The 20421-nt window shown below is 61.3% G+C and carries 21 protein-coding genes and 1 pseudogene; 18 read left to right on the top strand and 4 right to left on the bottom strand.

Annotated features, from left to right (window positions below):
- The first annotated feature begins 4 nt into the window (after nucleotides 1–4).
- From EPZ47_RS17340 to EPZ47_RS17305, 9 genes and pseudogenes are all read left to right on the top strand, one after another.
- The gene (locus EPZ47_RS17340) at nucleotides 5–1090 is read left to right on the top strand and encodes an Ldh family oxidoreductase (protein WP_135845926.1); all 1086 of its coding nucleotides are present in this window, start codon (nucleotides 5–7) and stop codon (nucleotides 1088–1090) included.
- Nucleotides 1087–2004, top strand: a complete 918-nt coding sequence (locus EPZ47_RS17335) for a Gfo/Idh/MocA family protein (protein WP_135845925.1) — start codon at nucleotides 1087–1089, stop codon at nucleotides 2002–2004. The genes EPZ47_RS17340 and EPZ47_RS17335 overlap by 4 nt, the downstream gene beginning before the upstream one ends.
- Nucleotides 1994–2410, top strand: coding sequence for a DUF6917 domain-containing protein (locus EPZ47_RS17330; protein ID WP_135845924.1), 417 nt, complete (start codon nucleotides 1994–1996; stop codon nucleotides 2408–2410). Before EPZ47_RS17335 ends, EPZ47_RS17330 begins: the two co-directional genes overlap by 11 nt.
- Nucleotides 2296–2979, top strand: a pseudogene (locus EPZ47_RS30470) (phenylalanine--tRNA ligase beta subunit-related protein); the annotation flags it as partial. The gene EPZ47_RS17330 and the pseudogene EPZ47_RS30470, both read left to right, overlap by 115 nt.
- An 84-nt stretch (nucleotides 2980–3063) precedes the next feature.
- Nucleotides 3064–4275 (top strand): tryptophan synthase subunit beta, encoded by a 1212-nt coding sequence (trpB, locus tag EPZ47_RS30465; protein WP_238346762.1) that lies wholly within the window; start codon nucleotides 3064–3066, stop codon nucleotides 4273–4275.
- On the top strand, nucleotides 4272–5060 hold the full coding sequence (gene trpA / locus EPZ47_RS17320) for a tryptophan synthase subunit alpha (protein WP_135845922.1): 789 nt from the start codon (nucleotides 4272–4274) through the stop codon (nucleotides 5058–5060). Before trpB ends, trpA begins: the two co-directional genes overlap by 4 nt.
- A complete protein-coding gene (locus EPZ47_RS17315; protein ID WP_135845921.1) occupies nucleotides 5057–5683 on the top strand; it encodes a phosphoribosylanthranilate isomerase in 627 nt (208 codons plus the stop codon). The genes trpA and EPZ47_RS17315 overlap by 4 nt, the downstream gene beginning before the upstream one ends.
- Before the next feature lie 64 nt (nucleotides 5684–5747).
- Nucleotides 5748–6779, top strand: coding sequence for an anthranilate phosphoribosyltransferase (gene trpD, locus EPZ47_RS17310; RefSeq protein WP_135845920.1), 1032 nt, complete (start codon nucleotides 5748–5750; stop codon nucleotides 6777–6779).
- Nucleotides 6776–8101 carry a nucleotide sugar dehydrogenase gene (locus tag EPZ47_RS17305; protein ID WP_238346645.1) on the top strand — a complete coding sequence of 442 codons (1326 nt, stop codon included), beginning with the start codon at nucleotides 6776–6778 and terminating at the stop codon, nucleotides 8099–8101. Before trpD ends, EPZ47_RS17305 begins: the two co-directional genes overlap by 4 nt.
- Here the strand turns inward: EPZ47_RS17305 and EPZ47_RS17300 are convergent.
- The 3 genes from EPZ47_RS17300 to EPZ47_RS17290 all read right to left on the bottom strand — a co-directional run bounded on the left by EPZ47_RS17300 (nucleotide 8083) and on the right by EPZ47_RS17290 (nucleotide 11027).
- Nucleotides 8083–8886 carry a helix-turn-helix transcriptional regulator gene (locus EPZ47_RS17300; protein WP_135845919.1) on the bottom strand — a complete coding sequence of 268 codons (804 nt, stop codon included), beginning with the start codon at nucleotides 8884–8886 and terminating at the stop codon, nucleotides 8083–8085. The genes EPZ47_RS17305 and EPZ47_RS17300 overlap by 19 nt on opposite strands.
- A gap of 78 nt (nucleotides 8887–8964) precedes the next feature.
- The gene (locus tag EPZ47_RS17295; protein ID WP_135845918.1) at nucleotides 8965–9549 is read right to left on the bottom strand and encodes an anthranilate synthase component II; all 585 of its coding nucleotides are present in this window, start codon (nucleotides 9547–9549) and stop codon (nucleotides 8965–8967) included.
- Nucleotides 9546–11027: an anthranilate synthase component I family protein gene (locus EPZ47_RS17290; protein WP_178084316.1), complete on the bottom strand. Its 1482-nt coding sequence runs from the start codon at nucleotides 11025–11027 to the stop codon at nucleotides 9546–9548. Before EPZ47_RS17290 ends, EPZ47_RS17295 begins: the two co-directional genes overlap by 4 nt.
- Before the next feature lie 647 nt (nucleotides 11028–11674).
- On the opposite strand from EPZ47_RS17290, the gene EPZ47_RS17285 reads away from it, so the two are divergent.
- Genes EPZ47_RS17285 through EPZ47_RS17255 form a run of 7 tightly spaced genes read left to right on the top strand, consistent with a single transcriptional unit; the run spans nucleotide 11675 to nucleotide 17280 of the window.
- Nucleotides 11675–13027, top strand: a complete 1353-nt coding sequence (locus EPZ47_RS17285; protein WP_135845916.1) for a phenylacetate--CoA ligase family protein — start codon at nucleotides 11675–11677, stop codon at nucleotides 13025–13027.
- 8 nt (nucleotides 13028–13035) lie between these two features.
- Nucleotides 13036–13581 carry a GNAT family N-acetyltransferase gene (locus tag EPZ47_RS17280; protein WP_135845915.1) on the top strand — a complete coding sequence of 182 codons (546 nt, stop codon included), beginning with the start codon at nucleotides 13036–13038 and terminating at the stop codon, nucleotides 13579–13581.
- 1 nt (nucleotide 13582) lies between these two features.
- The gene (locus EPZ47_RS17275) at nucleotides 13583–14266 is read left to right on the top strand and encodes an iron-containing redox enzyme family protein (protein WP_135845914.1); all 684 of its coding nucleotides are present in this window, start codon (nucleotides 13583–13585) and stop codon (nucleotides 14264–14266) included.
- Nucleotides 14267–14269: 3 nt separating this feature from the next.
- On the top strand, nucleotides 14270–14881 hold the full coding sequence (locus EPZ47_RS17270) for a flavodoxin family protein (RefSeq protein WP_135845913.1): 612 nt from the start codon (nucleotides 14270–14272) through the stop codon (nucleotides 14879–14881).
- Between the two features lie 5 nt (nucleotides 14882–14886).
- On the top strand, nucleotides 14887–15792 hold the full coding sequence (locus tag EPZ47_RS17265; protein ID WP_135845912.1) for a DMT family transporter: 906 nt from the start codon (nucleotides 14887–14889) through the stop codon (nucleotides 15790–15792).
- Entirely contained in the window at nucleotides 15779–16687 is a 909-nt protein-coding gene (locus tag EPZ47_RS17260; protein WP_135845911.1) for an alpha/beta fold hydrolase, read from the top strand. Before EPZ47_RS17265 ends, EPZ47_RS17260 begins: the two co-directional genes overlap by 14 nt.
- Nucleotides 16675–17280, top strand: a complete 606-nt coding sequence (locus tag EPZ47_RS17255) for an acyl-homoserine-lactone synthase (protein WP_135845910.1) — start codon at nucleotides 16675–16677, stop codon at nucleotides 17278–17280. The genes EPZ47_RS17260 and EPZ47_RS17255 overlap by 13 nt, the downstream gene beginning before the upstream one ends.
- Here EPZ47_RS17255 and kdgR read toward each other — a convergent pair.
- Nucleotides 17256–18038: a DNA-binding transcriptional regulator KdgR gene (gene kdgR / locus EPZ47_RS17250; protein ID WP_135845909.1), complete on the bottom strand. Its 783-nt coding sequence runs from the start codon at nucleotides 18036–18038 to the stop codon at nucleotides 17256–17258. The genes EPZ47_RS17255 and kdgR overlap by 25 nt on opposite strands.
- Before the next feature lie 155 nt (nucleotides 18039–18193).
- Between kdgR and EPZ47_RS17245 the strand changes: the two genes are divergently transcribed.
- Nucleotides 18194–19186: a sugar kinase gene (locus EPZ47_RS17245; RefSeq protein WP_135845908.1), complete on the top strand. Its 993-nt coding sequence runs from the start codon at nucleotides 18194–18196 to the stop codon at nucleotides 19184–19186.
- 4 nt (nucleotides 19187–19190) lie between these two features.
- Nucleotides 19191–20402 (top strand): D-mannonate dehydratase ManD, encoded by a 1212-nt coding sequence (gene manD, locus EPZ47_RS17240; protein ID WP_135845907.1) that lies wholly within the window; start codon nucleotides 19191–19193, stop codon nucleotides 20400–20402.
- Nucleotides 20403–20421 lie beyond the last annotated feature (19 nt).

Genomic DNA, 20421 nt, shown 5'->3' with positions numbered 1-20421 from the left:
CGCTATGGATTTCTTCTGCATTGCAGCCAACGAGCTGCATGGGTTCACTGTGGCTGCCCTTAAGGCAGCAGGCTTCACCGCATCCCAGGCCCAGAAGGCGGCGCCCGTGTTACTGCATGCCGATCTGAACGGCCACGATACCCATGGCATCGCCAACCTGGTCAATGTCTATATCGCCGGTGCCCGGAGTGGTGAAATCAACCTGGCCGCCACCGGCCAGTGGATCAGCGACCAAGGGGCCTGCGCCACCCTTGATGCCGACGGCGGGCTGGGACTGTTGGCGGGACAGCAGGCCATGGAACGGGCCATCGACAAGGCCCGGGACTTTGGGATCGGCTGTGTGGTGGTGCGTAACAGTTCGCACTTTGGCGCGGCAGGTTTCTACGCCAGCATGGCACTGGAACACGGCATGATCGGCATGGCCATGACCAACCTGGGTCGTGAGCCTGTCGCTCATCCGCTGGGCAGTATGGCGCCCTTGATGGGGACGAACCCGATCAGCCTGGCGGCTCCGGTGGCGGCTATGCCAGCGCCATTCCTGTTGGACATGAGCACGACGGTCTGCGCCAGCGGCAAGATCAAACAGGCCATTCGACGCCAGCAAACCATTCCCACCGGCTGGCTTCACGATGCCGAAGGCCGCGAGGTTAGCGATCCTGGCGCGTACCTGGACGGCAGCGCGATGCTGCCGATGCTCGGCGGGGCTTACGCGGAGCAGGGCGGACACAAGGGCTTGGGCCTTGGAATGATGGTCGAGATCCTGTGCGGGGTGCTCAGTGGTGCCCAGACCGGTGCGGACTTTGGCAACCCAGGGCGCAATAGCATCGGCCACTTCTTCCTGGCCCTGTCCCCCGAAGCCTTTGGTGCTGGCGAAGGTTTCCGCTCGTCGATGGACCGATTGCTCCAGTACATCACGCAGGCGCCCGTGCATCCGGCGTTCGACCCACTGAGCTATCCCGGCGCGCCTGACCTGGGGGTGCGTACCGAACGCCTGGCACAGGGCATTCCCGTCGATGCCGCACTGTTGGAGCAGCTCGACAGCATCGCGGGACAACTCGGTATTTCCCGAATCACGAGGACAGCGGCATGACCATAAGGCTTGGCATCATCGGCATGGGAGTGATTTCCCACTACTACCTCAAGGCGCTGCAAGACAGCACCCTGTGCCAACTGGTGGCAGTGTGCGACAAGGCGCCCGAACGGCTGGCGCCATTCGCGGCGACGGATGTGCGTTGCCATACCGATTACACCACCTTGCTCGCCGACCCGGACCTCGACGCGGTGATCATCAACCTGCCCAACCATCTTCACTTCACCGCTTGCATGGCCGCCCTGGAGGCGGGCAAGCATGTGTGCTGCGAGAAACCATTGACCCTCGAACTGGACCAGGCCGAGCAATTGCGCGACATGGCCCGCCGCTTGAACCTGACGCTGCTCACGGCCTTTCACCGACGCTACAACATCCACTTGCTCAATGCCGTGAAGCAAGGCCTGTTCAATGACGCGGTGCATGTCCGGGCGCGTTACCACGAGCGCATCGAGGATCATGCCGGCCATGACACCTGGTATTTGGACAGTGCCGCCTGTGGTGGCGGCTGCATTGCCGACAATGGCCCGAATGTCTACGACACGCTGAGCTTTGTGCTTGGCCGATTCGAGGTCACCGGGGCGCAGGTTCGTCGAAATGCGTTGGGGATCGACATGGGGGCGTTGGTCACGCTGACCAACGCGGTCGGGCTGGAGGCGAGCGTTGAACTGAGCTGGGACTATGCCCACGGCGAACAGAAGGACCTGGTGATCGACTACGCCGACGGACGCCAGGTCATCGTCGACCTGCTCAAGGACAGCGTGGGTTTCAAGACGTCCCTCTATCACGAATACGAGGGCGTCATCGCCCATCTCGCCCGGAGCATCCAAGGCATGGTCGAAGACGGTTCGATCGGTGTCGATGCGGTGCGGCTGGTACGCGCTACCTATGCGATGGAGGCCCGCGATGCTCGCTGAACAGCCCCGTCGGCCGTCCAAGGCCAGGCTCGAGGCGAGGCTGGTGAAGCTGCTCTATCACACTCAGCAAGCACGTGGCATGACGCTGATCGAGCACCGCTCCCGATGTGTGCGGCGCGGTGAGTTGCACGAAGTGGTGACGACCGACCAGGCAGGGGCCGAGCCGGGCGACCGGGTTGAGCGGGTCGGTTTCATCGGCTTCGTCGAAATCCAGCAGGCCGGGGTCATCGAGCGCGGTGACCGGGTGCTGCTGGGCGACACCTGCATTGGTCAGGTCATTGGCTTTGACGAATGCCACTTTCCCAACCACTACAACATCCTGATAGCGGCGGACGACCTGCTGACCGGTGGCACCCTCCGGGATTGCGGCTTAGGCAGTTACCTGCACTTCGAGGAAGAGCAATGAACGAGATATTCGAGATCGATGTATCGGCAGCGGCGCGCGTGCAGTTTCCAGGCGCCAGGGTCCTGGCGATGCGCTTGCCTGGCGTGGGAAGCGTCGATGGGGCGGGGCTTGACTGGTCGGCCAACCGCGCGGCATGGACTGGCGTGGACAAGGATGCCTTGCTGGCCCACCCATCGATTGCGCCGTATGCGAACTACTACCAACGTGCGGGCATTAATCCGCGCAAGCACCTGCCTTCGGTCGCCAACTTCATCCACCGTGCATTCGGCCGAGCCCAGGCACGGTTGCCGCGCATAAATGGGGTGGTCGATACGGTCAATTGGGTGGCGGTTTCCACCATGACTTCGCTGGGGGCATTTGATGCCGCGGGGATCGAGGGACCGGTGCTGCTGGACCTCTCTGGCGAGGACGAGTCGTACGAGCCCGTTGGCGGCCAAGGACGCGAGCCGCTGCCGGCCGGCCTGCTGGTGCTGCGTGACTCAAAGAAAGTCTTGTCGCTGTTTTCCATTCGAGACACGGTCCATACCGCTACCCGCGACAGCACCTCTGACCTGCTGTTGCTAGGGTGCGTATTGCCGCCACTCGACAGCACACCAGTCAGGGCAGCCCTGCAACTTGTCGCGCAACGCCTGGGAGGTGGGCGTTCGCCAGCGCTGGAAACCCTGGCAGGGCAAGGTCCTTGGTTCGATGACCATGGTGGGTGTTTCATCGCTGAAACACTCTCGCCTCCGGTCAGCGAACTGACCGAGCGTTATCAGCAAATCATCGCCAGTGCAGCTTTCCAGCAACGTTATCGCAGCTTGCTCAAACACTATGTCGGGCGGGCTACTCCCTTGACGTTGGTGGAGAACTTCTCCCGGGAAATCGGGGTGAAAACCTACCTCAAACGCGAAGACCTGGCCCATACCGGCGCCCACAAGATCAACAATGCCCTGGGTCAGGCGTTGCTGGCGCAGATGATGGGTAAACGCCGCGTGATCGCAGAAACAGGCGCAGGCCAACATGGCGTGGCGACTGCAGCGGCCTGTGCCTTGCTGGGGATCGAATGCGTGATCTACATGGGCTTGCGTGACATGCAACGCCAGGCGCTAAACGTACAACGCATACGGTTGATGGGCGCGCGGGTAGTGGCGGCCACCGGCGGGACCCAGACCCTCAAGGACGCGATCAACGACGCCCTGCGCGACTGGGTGGCCAATGCCGACACGACCTATTACCTGCTGGGATCGGCGTTGGGCCCGCACCCTTACCCGGCCATCGTCCGCTATTTCCAGAGCGTCATCGGCGACGAGGCCAGGCAGCAGTTCGCCGCGCTTGAGGACGGAGCACTCCCGGATGCGCTGGTGGCATGTGTCGGAGGGGGATCGAACGCCATCGGGTTGTTTTCGGCCTTCATCGAGGAGCCTGACGTGCAGTTGTTCGGTGTCGAGGCCGCCGGCCAGGGCGAGAGCAGTGGCAATCATTCGATCCGTTTCGGCCAGGGCGGACAGAGCCGTTCCGGGGTCTTGCAAGGGTGTCGCTCCTACGTCCTGCAGGACGCCAATGGGCAGATAGGTGAAACCCACAGCATCGCGCCCGGGCTGGATTACCCGATGGTCGGGCCTGAGCATGCCCAGTTGCGTGACAGCGGCCGCGCCAATTATCTCTGGGCCAGCGATGACGAGGCGCTGCAAGCACTCCAACTGCTATCGCGCTGTGAAGGCATCATCCCGGCCCTGGAAAGCGCCCATGCGTTGGCCGGCGCCATCAAGGTCGCGCGGCAACTGCCCCCGGGCGCGCGAATCATCGTCAACCTCAGCGGGCGTGGCGACAAGGACATGCAAACCATTGCCCAGCTCACGAGTGCGGAGGAAAACCCCCAATGAACCGTATCGACAGCTGTTTCGCCGATCTCGCACGGCGGGGCGAGAAGGCTCTGATGCCTTACCTGACGGTCGGCTATCCGGCACTGGACAGCCTGCCGGAGCTGGTACAGGCCGCACGCAATGCTGGTGCGGATGTCATCGAGCTGGGTGTGCCTTTCTCCGATCCGGTCGCCGATGGTCCGGTGATCCAGCAGACCAGCCATGCAGCGATTGCCAATGGCATGACCATGACGTTGGCATTGAAGCAGATCGCCGAACTTCCCCAGGACGACCAGGCGCCCGCGCTGGTGGTGATGACCTACACGAATCTTCTGCTTAACCATGGATACGAGCGGTTCGCCGCGCAGGCGGCCGAGGCGGGCATCAGTGCAGTGATTGTCCCGGACATGCCGGTCGAGGCCAGTGGCGAGTTGCGTGCCGCCCTGGAGGCGCAAGGTTTGTATCAGATTTTTCTGATGACACCGAACCTCAGCGATGAGCGCCTGCGCACGATTGCCAAACACGCCAAGGGGTTCATCTATCTGGTGTCGGTGCTGGGCACGACCGGTGAGCGCGACCAATTGGCCGACATCGGTCCGTTCGTGGAGCGGGTACGGCGATTTACTGACTTGCCTTTGGCGGTTGGTTTCGGCATCGGCACGCCCGAACAGGCCCGAGTCATGTGGCAGCAGGCAGAGGGCGTGATCATTGGCAGCGCTTTGGCACGCCGGCTGGCCGACCCAGTCGAAGCCGCTACGCAGGCCCACCACTATCTCGCTGGTTTCAAGGCCGGGGGCCGGCGATGAATGGCTGGAAGCAGGGAACGATCAAAGTGTGCGGGGTACGGACACCGGAAGACATCCAGGCATGCCTGCAAGCCCGTGTCGATTTGATCGGTCTGGTACTGGTGCCAGGTTCGAAGCGCGAACTGTCGCTCAAACAGGCAACGGTCTTGCGTGACCTGATCGGTGACCAGGCCAGGGTCGTGGGCGTGTTCATGAATCAGCCGTACAGCCAGGTCTACGAAACCACCCAGGCCCTGGACCTGGATCTGGTGCAGTTGCATGGCCAGGAGCAGGGGCGTTGTTGGGAGCAACTGGGACGGCCTTTGATCCGTCGTGTGATGCCGTCGGATTACCGCCGCGATCGAAGGGCCTCGGCGCTACCACTGGTCGATGCAGGGGCAGGCCATGGGATTGCGCATCCTTGGCCGGCCGCGCGCTACCCGGAGGCGATGATCGCGGGCGGTTTGACGGTCAACAGTGTCGCCGCGTTGATCGAAGCACTCGAACCCGCGGCCGTGGATGTGTCCTCGGGGGTGGAGTCGTCGCCAGGTTGCAAGTCGCCCCAGGCTATTGACGAGTTCTGTCGAAATGCCCGGATCGCCTTCGGGCAAGTGCGACGCGCGCAACGCAGCAGCAATCAGTAATGACGGCAGCCGCCGTGGCCTGCCAACAGGCGGGATAAGCCCAGCTAACAAGTGAGGGAAAACAATGCCGCAGAACGTGCGTGGAGTGGTTGCACGGTACAGCCAGGGGGAGCCGGTCGAGGCGCATCAGTTGCAAAGCGCCTTTCGAGCATTGATGCAGGGACAGCTGCCGGACTCGTTGATCGCTGCGCTGCTGGTGGCTTTGCAAGTGAAGGGCTTGGAGGCCCAGGCGATCGAGTGTGTCGCCCGCGTGGTGCGTGAATTTCTGATTCCGGTCCGGCATTCGGTGGCGGGGCCGCTGGTGGACCTGTGCGGAACAGGAGGGGATGCGCGGGCCACGTTCAACGTGTCGACCACCGCCAGCTTTGTGGTGGCCGCGGCGGGTGTGCGGGTGGCCAAGCATGGCAACCGCAGTGTCAGCTCGACCTGTGGCAGCGCCGATGTACTGGAAGCGCTGGGCCTGGATTTGCAATTGACGCCCGCACAGATCGCTACGTGCCTGGAACGGGTGGGAATTGGCTTCATGTTCTCGCCAGCCCATCGACCGGCTCTGCCGGGCTTGACGCGGGTCCGCAGTGAACTGGCCATCCGCACGATTTTCAATGTCATCGGCCCGCTGACCAACCCCGCCGCGGCGAGCAGGCAATTGCTGGGTGTGTTCAGCGCCGAGCTGGTGCCGATCATGGCGCAGGTACTCAGGGCACTGGGCAGCGAGCGGGCGCTGGTGGTCCACGGCGAGGATGGCTTGGACGAGATTTCCCTATCCGGTAGCACGCTGGTCGCTGAACTCTGGGATGGCGACATACGCCAGTACCACCTCCACCCCAGCGATTTCGGAATGAAGGTGTGTGATCTGGCAAGCCTCCAGGTCAGCAACATCGACCAGGCCCGGGCGTTATGCCTGGAAGTGCTCGCGGGTCGGGAAGGTGCTCCACGCGACATTGTCCTGCTCAACAGTGCCGCGGCGCTCTACCTGGGCGACAGGGTCGAGAGTATCGCCCAGGGGCTGGAGCTGGCGACCGGCATTCTGGACAGCGGAAAGGCCATGCAAACCTATGAATCGTTGTTGTCATTTACCCGTGGATTGCGAAATTGAAGGCACAGCCGGGTTTCAAGGAGCGAAGGATGGAACAGGTTTTTGGGACTGTCGCGGTGGTGGGGCTGGGCTATGTCGGGCTTCCTCTGGCAGTTGAGTTCGGCAAGCGCATGCCGACCATAGGCTTCGATATCTGCCAGCACAGTATCGATCAATTACGCGATGCCATAGATCCCTCCGGGGAGCTTGGCGAGGAGCAGATGCAGCAGGCGCACTTGCTCACCTATACGAGCGATCCAGCGGCGTTGCGCGGCGCGGACATTATCATCGTCGCGGTCCCCACACCCGTGGATGCGGCGAATCAACCTGATTTGTCACCCTTGATACGAGCCAGTGAAACGGTGGGGCGGAACATGAAGCCCGGGGCATTGGTCATCTACGAGTCGACCGTTTACCCGGGCGCGACCGAGGAACGGTGCATTCCCGCTTTGCAGGAGGCTTCGGGGCTGGTGTGGAAAGAGGGCTTCACTGTCGGCTACTCGCCTGAGCGAATCAATCCCGGCGATCGTACCCACACGCTTTGCGACATTGTCAAAGTCGTGTCCGGCGACAGTCCGCAGAGCTTGCAGACCGTGGCCGCGTTGTACGAGGTGATTGTCCGGCCGGGGGTGCATCGTGCTCCTTCGATCAAGGTGGCCGAAGCGGCCAAGGTCATCGAGAATACCCAGCGCGACCTGAACATCGCCCTGATGAATGAGTTATCGCTGATCTTCTCGGAACTGAAGATCGACACCTGCCAGGTGCTGGAAGCGGCGAACACCAAGTGGAACTTCCTTGATTTCAAGCCAGGGCTGGTAGGCGGTCACTGCATTGGCGTAGATCCCTATTACCTCACCTACAAGGCCGAGTCCCATGGCTACCATCCCCAGGTGATCCTTGCCGGGCGACGGATCAACGATGGCATGGGCAAGTGGATCGTCGAGAAAACCATCAAGCTGCTGATCGCCGCCAACCGTGTGGTGAAGGGCTCGACGATCAATGTGCTGGGGATCACGTTCAAGGAAAACTGCGCGGATGTACGCAATTCGAAGGTTCACGACATCATCGTCGAATTGCGAGCCTATGGCGTCAACGTCCATGTGCATGACCCGCTGGCCGACGCAGCGACGGTCATGCGTGAGTACGACTGCGCATTGAGCAGTTGGGAACAGCTGCCCGCAGGCGATGCGATGATCGTGGCTGTGCCGCATGAGGCCTATCGGCGCACCTCATTGCAGCAAATGCGCACCAAGTTATTGCCCGGGGCCTGTGTGATTGATGTCAAGGCTGTTCTGGATCGGGAGTCCTACGAGGCCGAGGGTTATCATTTCTGGCGTCTGTAGACCGCTGGTTCAACCGTCGGCGTGACGAGCCCGCAGGCCACCGCAGCACTGACGGCCTGCTGGCGACTCACCGAACCGAGTTTGCGTCGGGCATTGAGCAGGTGGAAGTCGATGGTGCGTTCGGAACAGGTCAGGATGTGGCTGATCTCCCAGGTGGTCTTGCCGGCGCTGGCCCAATACAGGCAGTCCAATTCTTTGGGCGTGAGGTTCTGGCGGGGCTGGGTTGCTGGACTCTGCAACTGATGGCGCATCCCGGCGAGCAGGTAGGGGATGAGCATGAATAATTGATAGACGGCGGGGTTGGAAAGCCCTTCTCGCTCGGTGATCTGGGTGTCATCGAACGCCACACTCAGTGTTCCCCTGAGCATCTCGTAGCGCAGCGGGATGCTCAGGCCGCTGCGCAGGCCGTGTTGCTCGCGTTGCTGCCAGAAGTGCCGGGAGCGTCCACGGGCGCGCCTGCGCTCGTTGTCCCAGAAAAAAGGCAGCAGTTCGCGCCGACAGTGCCTGAGTATCGGGTCGATCTCGATCAGCCCGTCACCGCGATAGTGTTCCAGCCAGCGTTTGGGAAAGGTGGTGATAAGGCCGGCGAGAGGGTCGGTGTCCCTTGGCGCTGCCGGTCCCAGACTGATGAGGTAGCTGCCAAAGCCGAGTTGGCGCAGCACTTTGTTGACCAGGCGCTCCCAATCGCAACGGTTGGCATCCTTGGCCAGACTCATGAAGGCGGTCAGCGGTGCGGTACGCCCGGCCTGGGTCCGGCCGCAGACGGGAGAGTTGAGTTTGTCCATAAACGAGTCGCTCTTGTTATAGCGGGAATGAAACAGCCGGAGCACGGAAAAGAAGGGGCGTGCGCCCCTCCTGGTGGGTCACTGGTGCACGTAACACTTGATGAAACTGCGGAACAGGTCCAAGCCGTTTTCGGTCAGGATGCTCTCAGGGTGAAACTGCACCCCCTCCACTGGCAGGTGGCGATGCCGCACGCCCATCACATAGCCGTCGTCGGTGGATCGCGAGGTGACTTCCAGACAGTCGGGTAATTGCTGGTCGCTGACCATCAACGAGTGGTAGCGGGTGGCTTGTATGGCACGTGCTTGCGTATGGTCGTAGACGCCCTTGCCATCATTCTCGATCTTGCTCACCTTGCCGTGCATCACGTGCGGGGCGCGGCAAACCTGGGCGCCGAAGGCCAGGCCGATGGCCTGATGACCCAGGCAAACGCCCAACAGCGGCAAACGCCCCTGAAAGTGCTTGATGACTTCGATGTAGCCAACGTCGGCCGGATGCCCAGGCCCAGGGCCCAGCACGCAGAAGTCCGGTGAAAAATCCTCGATGCGTTGCAGGAGGTCTGGCACGTCGTGACGCTCGACGCGGGTTTCCAGCCCCAGTTGTTCCAGGTACTGGCTGATGATAAAGACGAAGCTGTCGTAGGCATCGATCAGGAATACTTTCACAGTGCGATCTCCTTGCCGGTCACTGCCCGGTAGACAGAACCCATTTTGTACAACGTCTCTTTCCACTCCATCTCGGGAACCGAGTCGGCAACCACCCCGGCGGATGCCCGCAAGTGGTAGGTGCCCTCGTCGAAGACGGTCGAGCGAATGCACAGGGCGGTATTGACGCTGCCATCAAAACCTACCAGACCTAGGGCTCCGGCGTAGATGCCGCGGCGGTTGCTCTCCATTCCCTCGATCAACTCCATCGCCCTGACCTTGGGCGCGCCGGACATGGTTCCGGCGGGGAACGAGGCCTTGATCACGTCGTAGGCATCCAGGCCTGGGCGCAGCAGACCGCGAACGTTCGACACCATGTGATAGAGGTGCGAGTACTCCTCCACCAGCATGAACTCGTCGACTTCCAGCGAGCCGGCCTGGCAAACGCGACCGATATCATTGCGACACAGATCGATGAGCATCAGGTGCTCGGCGCGTTCCTTCTCCGAGCGGGTCAACTCCAGCACCAGCTGGGTCGGATCGACGCCAGGCTTCTTGCCGACAGTGCCGGCGATAGGACGCATCTCTATCAAATCGTCCTTGATCCTGACGAACAGTTCAGGACTGGCTCCGATCAGGTCGATACCGCCTACATGGGCCAGGTACATGTAAGGAGAGGGGTTGCGCAGGCGCAGGTTCTGGTACACATCGAACGGCGCAACCTGCGAGCGAATGCGGATCTCATGGCCGAGCTGGATCTGGTAGACGTCGCCCGCGCGGATGTGCTCCATCGCGACTTCGACACGTTCGCAAAATTGCTCCGGGGTGACCGTGCGGCTTTCCTCGAATGTCTCTGGATACGGTGGCAGATCCACTGCCTCGCACGCCGGGGGCGCGCTCAGGAAGGGGTAATCCTCCACTGTACGGGGCGCCCACAGAGGGTGGTTGTTGATCAGGGTTTCGACAATGCCGTTGCTGTGGAAATAAACCAGTGTCTGATAGACCGACAGGGCGATGAGCGGGTAGCTGTAGGTCTGTTCGGCGACATCGGGAAGGCGCTCGATCAGGCGAACGCAGTCGTAGGAGAAATAGCCGAAGAACGCCAGGCTGGAAGGGGCATTGGGTGCAGGCTGGAACGTAGCCTGGATGGCCCGGAGCAGGTTCCACGCTGCCTCGCTGTCCGGTAGATGGATCTTGTGCTCGGGATCGACCTGTACCCCCCCTTGTCGCAGGCTGGCGGACAAGTGTTCACACAGCGCAGGACAGCCTCGCAGTTGTGCCTGGCCCTCATCGATACACACTTCGAAAAGGGGCTCGAGCCCGATGATCGTCGCCCGGCGATCACGGCTTGGACCGGACAGTGATTCAAGAATGAAGACAGACTCGCGACCCAGTTGCTCCAGTGCATTTTCATATATGCCAAGTGCATCTGTAGGTCGACGTTCTTCGCGGCGAAGAACATTGACGCCAATTAAATGTTTGTTCACGGTTAATACCATTTTCAAGGTGCAACGATTCAGGCACTCGATTAAGAGAGCGCCACGGGAATATAAAGTGCACAGGCACTTTAAATAGGTGTTGACGGATATCCTGAATATTCGGGGCGGACGCTGTTCATGTCGCGCGCAATACCAGGCTTGCAACGGATTGCAGCCAGCGATGCGCAGGGCACAAGGCGCGAGCGCCTTAGAATTTCATTGGGGAGAGAGCAGGACGTTGCTGGCAGGCAGCAGACAGACGCTGGTCTTCGCTAGATTATTAGCGACGCCAGATATTGCTTTTGAAGATGGCCAGAATGGCCCGGGAACAGCTGTCGGGGTAGCTGTGGGAAGAGCTGATAGCAGAAAGGTGATAGTACATTTTAGACATCCCAGTCTTGGCTAGGCACTGCGGGAACGAGCGGCAGTGCGGCGAAATTACCAGTGTGCCCCGGGGCTGTCAACTGTTGGGCGGATATTAATATTTCATTCATTTCTTAGTGTCGTCAGGCACAACAACTATTCCTGCGCATATGTAATCGCGCGTGCTTTTAACAAGAAACTCGTGCGCGCACAACTGCGGGATAACGCAGCTGGGTATTTGTAACTTCTGTCACTAACGTAGCGGCCGTTGAGTTCCAGTAACCCATCAAACCTGAGCGGCTGAAATGAAAGAGCATTTAGACACATTCAAGAAACGGTACGATCCGATTCATCATGCCTATTGGACCGACGTCCTCAGCGACACCGCGTTGGCGGCATGGCATCAGGAACAGTTGCGGGAAGTGATCGGCCACGTGAAGCGTTCTTCGCCGTTCTATTCCAGGCACCTTGCCCAGGTCGACGAGCGTTCGCTGACCTTGGATGACCTCGTCACCTTGCCATTCACGACCAAGGATGATTTGCGCGAGGCAGGCTTCGACATTCTGTCCGGCCCGCTGGAAGACAGCATCTTCTATTACGAGACGACGGGCACCACCGGGCCTGCTACGCCATGCCCACGGGATCGCAAGGAAAGCTACGCGAGCAATCGCCAACTGGCCATGGCCTATCAGGCGGTGATCGAAAAGCACTTTCCGGGTGAGAAGACCGTGGTCGGCATCATGGGCCCCACCGAGGTCCATTCCTTCGGTGACACCCTGGGCGACGTCTGCACTCAGCTCGACGTGTGCAATGCCAAGATCTGGCCGCACTCACCGGTGATCGGCTGGCCCAAGGCGCTGCAACTGCTCAAGGACCTGCGCATCGGGGTGCTCGCTTCCGCACCGGGGCTTTTGCTGGCCATGGCCAAGGAAGCCGAGCGCCAGGGCTTTAACCCACGCGAGGACTTCGCCCTGCGTGCCTTCATGATGAGTGGCGAGCTGTGCACCCCTGCGTTGAAGAACAACCTCTTCAGCCTGTGGGGGGCGCAAGCCTACAACAGCCTGTATGGCTCCCAGGAAGCGATGATCATCGCGGCTTGCAACGCCAACGACCAACTGGTGCCTCATCGCCTCAACTACCTCATCGAAGTGCTTGATCCCAAAACTGGCGAAAGCCTGGGCGGCACCGGCGATGGCGAGTTGTGCGTGACCATGCTGATCCCTGGTAGCAAGCCGTTGATCCGCTACCGCACGGGTGACCTGGTCTCGATCCAGTCGCGTCCGGGCTATCCCCAATCGATGCGCCAGACCGTCAAGGTCGTCGGTCGAGTGAAGGATGCCGTGCAGTTGAACGATCGCGCCTTCTCGGCCGCGCAGATCGAGCAGGCGCTGCTTGAAGGCGTTGAACAGTGCCTGGGCTATCAGATCGTCCTTAGCCGCGCCAATGATCGCGACACGGTCATCGCCAAACTGGAAATGTCGCGCTTCTTCGATGGCGACCGTGCACGCCTGGTGCTGCTGATCAAGGAGCGCCTGCGTGAACGGCTGGGCGTCGAAGCCACGGTCATGGTGGTGGGCGATCTTGCCGAACACGTGAACCTGGGCAGTTGGTTCAGTTGGAAAGAAGCCCGCATCGTCGATCAACGCGAAGGCCAGTGAGGTCACCGATGAGCTTGTCTGTTCGCGTGATCGACAGCGCCAGTGATCTGTTCGAGTCCGTCAGGCAACTGCGCAGTCGCTACCTGGGGACTAACCCGGCGAAGGAGGATGACTTCGAGCGAAGGGAGCAGCTGCGCGACGCCATGTCTTACCACCTGATCTATCTGGACAACGACGAAGTGGTCGGGACGCTGCGCGTCACACCGCTGGGCCATGGCCTGAGTTTCGTCGAGCGGGCCGTCAATGTGCATGCCTATTTCCAGCAGTCGACGGATGCCTTCGATGCCAATCGGCTGGTGCTGGACGAGCGTTACCGCGGCGGGCGGCACCTGCGCATGTTTCTCCTGCAGGCGGCGATCTGGCTGAAAGCCAACACCCACCTGCGATTCATCTCGGCACTGTGTCGCGGCCAACTGGCTGCGCTGTATGTCGGCCTGGGCGGGCGCGTGCTGGAGGAAGACGTGACCTGGACGGGGGAACAGGTCGAGCGGCGCTACAGCCTCGTGTACCTGGAACTCGAAAGTGTTTACCACAATGTTAAAGGAGCCAATTGAAATGCAAGCATTCTTCAAGGAACTCGACGCTATCGTCGACGCGGGTTGGGCCCAGATCAAGCAGGGCGCCTACTGGAAATTCAGCCTGGACAACCCTACACCGCCAGCCCTCTACCAACAGCTCATGCTGCAGGTGTACCACTACACCCGCTACAACTCGGTCAACCAGGCCGCCTGCGCCTACAGTGCCGACCCGGAAGAAACGACGCTGCTGCGCTTCGTCTACAAGCACGCCCTGGAAGAGCTGGGTCACGAGCGCATGGTACTGCGTGACCTCGAGTCGGTCGGGCTGCTGCCACAGGACATGCCGGCACCCCTGGCGCCAACCCAGGCACTGATCGCCTTCCTCAATGATGTGGCTATCCGCAAGGGGCCGATCGCAAGGTTGGGCTACAGCTATTGGGCCGAGGACGTCTACGAGCACATCCAGCCGATCCTGGACCGGTTCCGCACCGACCTGGGCTTGAAGGATGAGCAGATGACGTTCTTCGTCGCCCACTCGACCATCGATGAGAAGCACGCCGAAGAAGTGCGCCTGGCCATCCAACGTGCGGTGAAGACCGAGGACGATCGTCGCCAGATCAAGGAAGTCGCACGCGTCACGTTGTGGCTGACCGGACAGTTGATGGAGGAAGCGCTGCGAGCCTATCTGGCTGGCGAAGAAGGGCTGCGAGAGGCGTCCTGAATCATGAATCTGACCATCATTGTTGGCTCTAGCCGACCTTGTGGTGTCAGTGCACGGGTGGTGGCGCTGGTGCGCCGCCACTTGGGCGAGGAGATTGAGATCGATGACATCTGGCTCAAGGATTACCGGATCGATTATTGCGACGCCGATAACGCCTGTTCGGATCAGGACTGCGCCGTGCAGGACGACGTCGGGCAGTTGGTGGCGCGGTTGGACCGCGCCGATGCGGTGCTCTATCTCCCCGTCATGCATGCCTACGGCACCAACAGCCGCTTCCAGGCGTTCCTGGAGCGGGTCGGCTATGGCTTCATGCGTCCACGCCAACGTCCCCTGCGCGACAAGCTCGCGGCGATTGCGGTGGTCGGTCGGCGCTATGGGCACACGGCTGTTTTCTCCCAGGTCGCGCTGAACGTACTGCTCAACAAGATGATTCTGGTCGGCTCGGGATTCCCGCCGTGCTTCCAGACACAGCTGGCCCACGATCCTGAAGCGGAACAGGCCTTGTGCGAGACGCTGGACCGGCTCTGTGAGCACTACCGTCGTCTTAATCCCACAGGGGTTGCCACGGGCAAGCCGGAAAGAATCCTGCGGCCCATTCAATTTCAGAAGGGATAACTGTCATGCCATTGAAAGATTCATTGCTGGCGCTGCTGGTCGCGTTTCTCTGGGGCGCCCAGGTCACTGCCGTGAAGATGGGTGGCGCCGAGCTGCCACCTATCCTCATGGTCGCCATGCGTTACGCGATCATGGCGCTGTTTCTCATGCCATTGCTCAAGCGGGTCAAGCGCGAGCAGTTCGGGCCGATGGTCGTGATCGCGACGATTACCGGCACTTTGCATTTTGGTTTGCTGTACTGCGGTATCGCCCGGGTAGACGCTTCTACCTCGGCAATCATCTATCAGCTGGCGGCACCCCTCACCCTCGTTCTGGCGTTTGCGGTATTGGGTGAAGTCCTGAAAGTGCGGGTGCTGGTGGGCATCCTGCTGGCGTTCGCCGGGGTCCTGGTATTGCTGGCCAAACCGTCGGCGAGCGGGACTTTTGTCGGCATGCTGCTGGTGGCGCTGGCGGCCTTGGCATTCGCGGTCGGATCGGTGTTGACCAAGCGTCTCGGGCCGCTGGATCCGCTGGCCTTGAGTGCCTGGACGGCTGTCATCGCCGCGCCGCAACTGTTGTTGTGGTCCTTCATCCAGGAAGGCGGGCAATGGGCAAGCGTCCACACGGCCAGCGCCCAGGCATGGTGGGCGGTCCTCTACACGGCACTCAGCGGCGGTCTGCTGGGGTTCGGCCTGTGGTTCTGGTTGCTCGGACGCAATTCGATGCAGCAACTGAGCCCGTACCTGCTCCTGGTGCCGTTGTTCGCGATCGCCGTCAGCCAGATCATGCTCGCCGAAGGCATCAGCCAGCGCCTGCTGATCGGCGCCGCGTTGACGCTGTCCGGCGTGGCGCTCTGCCAACTGCGCCTGCCCGCAAAGTTCTTTCTCAAAGGCGGCAGCAAAGGGCAAGGAGTGGCGGATGAACAGCGTTGATCGCCTGTTGCTCAGCACCTTGCGCCTGGTTCAGCGCTGGCGGTTCGGTTTGAAACTGCGCTGGCACACCAGTGCGCAAGGGCGCTTGGCCTATCTGCAAAGCGCTGCGCGTCAGAAGGGGCCGACATTGGTCATCCTTCATGGCTTGGGGGCCAGCAAGGACCAGTGGGGGCCTGCGATCCTGGGCTTGGCACGCCATCACCCTTGCGTCTTTGTCGATTTGCCGGGACATGGCCAATCTTTGTACGAGCCGCCTGCGGGCTTCGGACCGCAGGCCTTGCTGGCAGCGCTGGAGAATTTGTTGGAAACGGTAGGCGAGGGTCCCTTCGTGCTGGTCGGCAGCTCTTTGGGCGGTTGCGTGGCCGGGTTGTATGCCGCGAAATACCCCCGGCGCGTCAGTCACCTGGTCTTGCTGGCGCCTGCCGGTCTCGGCCCGACGGTGCTGGGGCCGGCATTGCAAGCCGGCCTGCAAGGGCAAGGAAATGTCTTCGGCTATCGTACGGTCGAGGAGATGAGGCGCTTCTGGAGCCTGGTGTTCAGGCGGCCACCCCAAGTGCGAGGACGCCTGGCGCAGGCCATGGCGGCCAGCGGCAGGTCGCGGTTTGCTGCGGTGCAGCGGGCCATTGAGGATTTCCGCCGCGAAGGCCTGGACGTACTTCTCGTGCGGCTTCCACAGATCGCTTCGAGGACGCTGGTGATCTGGGGGCAGCATGACCAGGTCTTCCTGCCTGCCGCCCTGGAGGACCTGCTCCAACAACTGCCCGACGCCCGTGGCCAGGTCATCGAGGACTCTGGGCATGTGCCCTATCTTGAGCGGGGGGCGGAGGTCGTTGCGGCCATCACCGGGTTCATATCAACCTCCGGTGCCGGGGAGGCTCGACCATGCTCGAAGTGATTGCCAGCACCCGCAGTGAGATGTCCCCGGCCCTGTTCAAGGCACTGGCGCGCTATCGGTATGATGTGTTCGTCAAGGGCCTCGGCTGGGCATTGCCCTGCGCCGAGGGCTTCGAGGTGGATGCTTTCGATCGGCCGGACACGGTGTATGTCCTGGCCCGCGACAGCAGGCAGGAAATCGTCGGGTGTGCACGCTTGATTCCTACCGATCGCCCCTTTCTGTTGGGGGAGGTGTTTCCCCAGTTGATGGGTGACACGCCGTTGCCGTCCTCAAGCACCGTCTGGGAGCTGTCCCGGTTTGCCAGCCGGCGTCCACTGTCGCGACGGGCCCAGGTCATGCGGGCCTGGCACGACACTACATGGTTGATGAGCAAGGTCATCGGCGTCGCGCAGACCCTTGGCGCACGTCGGTTGATTGCGTTCAGTGCGCCGGGAAACGAGCGCCTGCTCAGGCGCATGGGTGTCAGCACCCACAGGATTGCGGGGCCGCAGATGGTCAATGAGTTTCCAGTGGTGCCTTTCTGGATCAATGTGGCGGGTTATCGTCACCGTGCAGTGGCTGGTAAGACTCAACGCGAGTGCCAGCCCAACTGAGCTGAAATCTGCTGCGTGGCTTCCATCAGCTGCTTGACGTAATCCTGCTTCAGTTCTTCCCGGAAGCGAAAACACGGGAATGAAACGCTCATGCCGCCGATCACGTGACCAAAGCGGTCACGAATCGGCGCCGCCAGGCAGCGCATGTTGTCTTCGAACTCTTCATGGTCTTCGGCATAGCCTTGCCGGCGGACGGTTTCCAATTCTTCCAGATAGGCTTCGATGCTGGTCAGTGTGTTGGCTGTGCGGCGCTCGAAGCTTTCTTCCTTGAGGTGCGCGAGCAACTCATCTTCTTCAAGCCAGGCCATCAGCACCTTGCCGATGCCGGTGCAGTACAGCGGCGCTCGCCGGCCAATGCGCGAGTACATGCGCAGGTTGTACTTGGAGTCGATCTTGTGCACGTAGACGATGCTGCCCTCATCAAGAATCCCCAGGTGAACCGTCTCCCCCGTCAGCTCGTTGATCCGCCGCATGCCCGGCTCCGCTTCCCGGACGATGTCCAGGTGGGGTAGGGCCTGGGCGCCCAGCTCAAATAGACGGACGCTGAGACGATAGCGATCCTCGGCATCCTGCACCACATATCCGCGCGCCTTGAGCGACTGCAAAAAGCGATAAACCGTGGCCTTGGACATGTCCAGTTTGTTGGCGATTTCCGAGACGCCGCTTTCTTCCGGATGCTCGGCCAGGGCCTCGAGTACGGCCATGGTCCGGCCCACCGCCGACACCAGCTCGTTGTTTGGGATGACGCTGTTGTCCATGAAGGCTCCAACGTGAAAAGTAAAACCCAAGGATATACGCAAGCAGAACAAAACGCTGTTTCATTTTTGCTTGACGAGGCGATAAATCTGACTAGACTCGGGCCTTGAAAGAAAAATGAAACGCCGTTTTAAAAACATAAAAAAGGCGCGTGACAATGGATATGACACTTGTGCATGGCTCCCATGCCCGCCCGTTGAAGGTGGCGTTGGTGGGGGAGTGCATGATTGAGATGCGCGGTGAACCGGGCGCCTCGATCTCCCAGACCTTCGGCGGCGATACGCTCAACACGGCGGTGTATCTGGCGCGATTGAGCAGCCGTGGCGCAGTGGTCGTGGACTACATGACGGCCGTGGGGGGCGATGCGTTTAGCGTGGCCATGCGCCGCTCCTGGCGAACCGAAGGGATCGCGGACGCTCATGTACGGGTGATCGAAGACGCGCTGCCGGGGCTGTATTTCATCCAGACCGATCTGCACGGTGAGCGACGTTTTCTCTACTGGCGCGGGGAAGCGGCGGCGCGGCGCATGTTCGACGGGCCTGAGGCCGACGCCATGCTGGCTGCGCTGGCCGAGTACGACTACATCTATCTGAGTGGTATCAGCCTGGCGATCCTCAGCGGCGAAGGCCGTGAACGCCTGATGCAGGCCTTGCACCTGGCCAGGCAAGGCGGCACGCGCATCGTCTTCGACAACAACTACCGTCCCCACCTTTGGCCCAATCCTGAAGCGGCCCGGCAGGCCTATCGCGAACTGTTGCGCCTGACCGACCTGGCCCTGATCACCTGGGAAGATGACGCCATCCTGTTCGGCTACCGCGACACCGAGGCCTTGTTCAGTGCTTACGCGCAAGAGGGCATCGGCGAAGTTGCCCTCAAGCGCGGTGCCGATTCCTGCTTGATCCAATGCCCGGCGGGCCGTTTCGAAGTGCCTGCCCAGCACGTTGCCCGTGTCCTCGATACCACCGCTGCCGGCGACTCGTTCAGCGCCGCTTACCTGGCCTGCCGCCTGCAGGGCGGCGACCCGGAGCAGGCCGCTCGCTGGGGCCACCGCCTGGCGGCCCAGGTTGTCCAGTACCGAGGTGCGCTGATCCCCCAAGCGGCGATGCCGAGCATGGGGACGCCCTCATTTCCTTCTGTTGCACAGGTTTGACCTTATGAAAATTCTTGAAGCGCGCGTCATTGTTACCTGCCCGGGTCGCAACCTGGTCACCCTGAAGATTGTCACCGATGAGGGCATTTATGGCATTGGCGATGCGACGCTCAATGGCCGCGAACTGGCGGTGGTCGCATATCTGGAAGAGCACGTCCTTCCCGCGCTGATCGGCCGCGATGCCCACCGCATCGAGGACATCTGGCAGTACCTGTATCGCGGTGCGTATTGGCGCCGTGGCCCGGTGACCATGACCGCCATCGCCGCCGTTGACGTCGCACTCTGGGACATCAAGGCCAAGGCGGCGAACATGCCGCTGTATCAGTTGCTGGGCGGCAAGAGCCGTGAGCGGGTGATGGTCTACGGGCATGCCACCGGCAAGGACATCGAAGGCTGCCTGGACGAAGTCGCTCGCCACGTCGAGTTGGGCTACAAAGCCGTGCGCGTGCAATGTGGTGTACCAGGTATTGCCACCACCTACGGTGTTGCCAAGCGCAGCGGCGAACGTTATGAGCCGGCCGACAGCGACCTGCCCGCCGAGCACGTCTGGGACACCGCCAAATACCTCAACTATGTGCCCAAGCTGTTTGCCGCCGTGCGCGAGCGCTTTGGCGATGACCTGCATATCCTCCATGACGTTCACCATCGCCTGACCCCCATCGAAGCGGGGCGCCTGGGCAAGGCCGTGGAGCCGTACAACCTGTTCTGGCTCGAAGACTGTACGCCGGCCGAAAACCAGCAGAGCTTTCGCCTGATCCGCCAGCACACCACCACGCCCCTGGCCGTTGGCGAGGTGTTCAACTCCATCCATGACTGTCGCGAGTTGATCCAGGAACAGTTGATCGACTACATCCGCACGACGCTGGTGCATGCCGGCGGCATCACCCATGTGCGGCGCATTGCCGATTTCGCCGCGCTGTTCCAAGTGCGTACTGGTTTCCATGGCGCCACCGACCTGTCACCGGTGTGCATGGGCGCGGCCCTGCATTTCGATACGTGGGTGCCCAATTTCGGCATCCAGGAACACATGCCTCATGAAGACCGTATCGAAGAAGTCTTCCCCCATGCCTATCGCTTCGAGGACGGTCATTTCACGCCCGGCGATGCGCCGGGGCATGGCGTCGACATTGATGAAGACCTCGCCCGTCAGTACCCCTACAAGCGTGCCAGTCTGCCGGTCAACCGTCTTGAAGACGGCACGCTCTGGCATTGGTGAAGCGTTTCCAACCCATCAA

The organism is Pseudomonas viciae, assembly GCF_004786035.1.
GTDB lineage: Bacteria > Pseudomonadota > Gammaproteobacteria > Pseudomonadales > Pseudomonadaceae > Aquipseudomonas > Aquipseudomonas viciae.
Note: the sequence above shows the minus strand (reverse complement) of the source record. Positions and strands in the feature narration are given on the sequence as shown.

What these genes read in the sequence shown, in the direction of transcription:
- EPZ47_RS17300 (WP_135845919.1), bottom strand. Translation starts at nt 8,886, where the DNA reads ATGGACAAACTCAACTCTCCCGTCTGCGGCCGGACCCAGGCCGGGCGT.
- kdgR (WP_135845909.1), bottom strand. Translation starts at nt 18,038, where the DNA reads ATGGACAACAGCGTCATCCCAAACAACGAGCTGGTGTCGGCGGTGGGC.
- manD (WP_135845907.1), top strand. Translation starts at nt 19,191, where the DNA reads ATGAAAATTCTTGAAGCGCGCGTCATTGTTACCTGCCCGGGTCGCAAC.
- EPZ47_RS17340 (WP_135845926.1), top strand. Translation starts at nt 5, where the DNA reads ATGGATTTCTTCTGCATTGCAGCCAACGAGCTGCATGGGTTCACTGTG.
- EPZ47_RS17270 (WP_135845913.1), top strand. Translation starts at nt 14,270, where the DNA reads ATGAATCTGACCATCATTGTTGGCTCTAGCCGACCTTGTGGTGTCAGT.
- EPZ47_RS17330 (WP_135845924.1), top strand. Translation starts at nt 1,994, where the DNA reads ATGCTCGCTGAACAGCCCCGTCGGCCGTCCAAGGCCAGGCTCGAGGCG.
- EPZ47_RS17285 (WP_135845916.1), top strand. Translation starts at nt 11,675, where the DNA reads ATGAAAGAGCATTTAGACACATTCAAGAAACGGTACGATCCGATTCAT.
- EPZ47_RS17260 (WP_135845911.1), top strand. Translation starts at nt 15,779, where the DNA reads ATGAACAGCGTTGATCGCCTGTTGCTCAGCACCTTGCGCCTGGTTCAG.
- EPZ47_RS17265 (WP_135845912.1), top strand. Translation starts at nt 14,887, where the DNA reads ATGCCATTGAAAGATTCATTGCTGGCGCTGCTGGTCGCGTTTCTCTGG.
- EPZ47_RS17245 (WP_135845908.1), top strand. Translation starts at nt 18,194, where the DNA reads ATGGATATGACACTTGTGCATGGCTCCCATGCCCGCCCGTTGAAGGTG.
- EPZ47_RS17275 (WP_135845914.1), top strand. Translation starts at nt 13,583, where the DNA reads ATGCAAGCATTCTTCAAGGAACTCGACGCTATCGTCGACGCGGGTTGG.
- trpA (WP_135845922.1), top strand. Translation starts at nt 4,272, where the DNA reads ATGAACCGTATCGACAGCTGTTTCGCCGATCTCGCACGGCGGGGCGAG.
- EPZ47_RS17290 (WP_178084316.1), bottom strand. Translation starts at nt 11,027, where the DNA reads ATGGTATTAACCGTGAACAAACATTTAATTGGCGTCAATGTTCTTCGC.
- EPZ47_RS17335 (WP_135845925.1), top strand. Translation starts at nt 1,087, where the DNA reads ATGACCATAAGGCTTGGCATCATCGGCATGGGAGTGATTTCCCACTAC.
- trpD (WP_135845920.1), top strand. Translation starts at nt 5,748, where the DNA reads ATGCCGCAGAACGTGCGTGGAGTGGTTGCACGGTACAGCCAGGGGGAG.
- EPZ47_RS17280 (WP_135845915.1), top strand. Translation starts at nt 13,036, where the DNA reads ATGAGCTTGTCTGTTCGCGTGATCGACAGCGCCAGTGATCTGTTCGAG.
- EPZ47_RS17315 (WP_135845921.1), top strand. Translation starts at nt 5,057, where the DNA reads ATGAATGGCTGGAAGCAGGGAACGATCAAAGTGTGCGGGGTACGGACA.
- EPZ47_RS17255 (WP_135845910.1), top strand. Translation starts at nt 16,675, where the DNA reads ATGCTCGAAGTGATTGCCAGCACCCGCAGTGAGATGTCCCCGGCCCTG.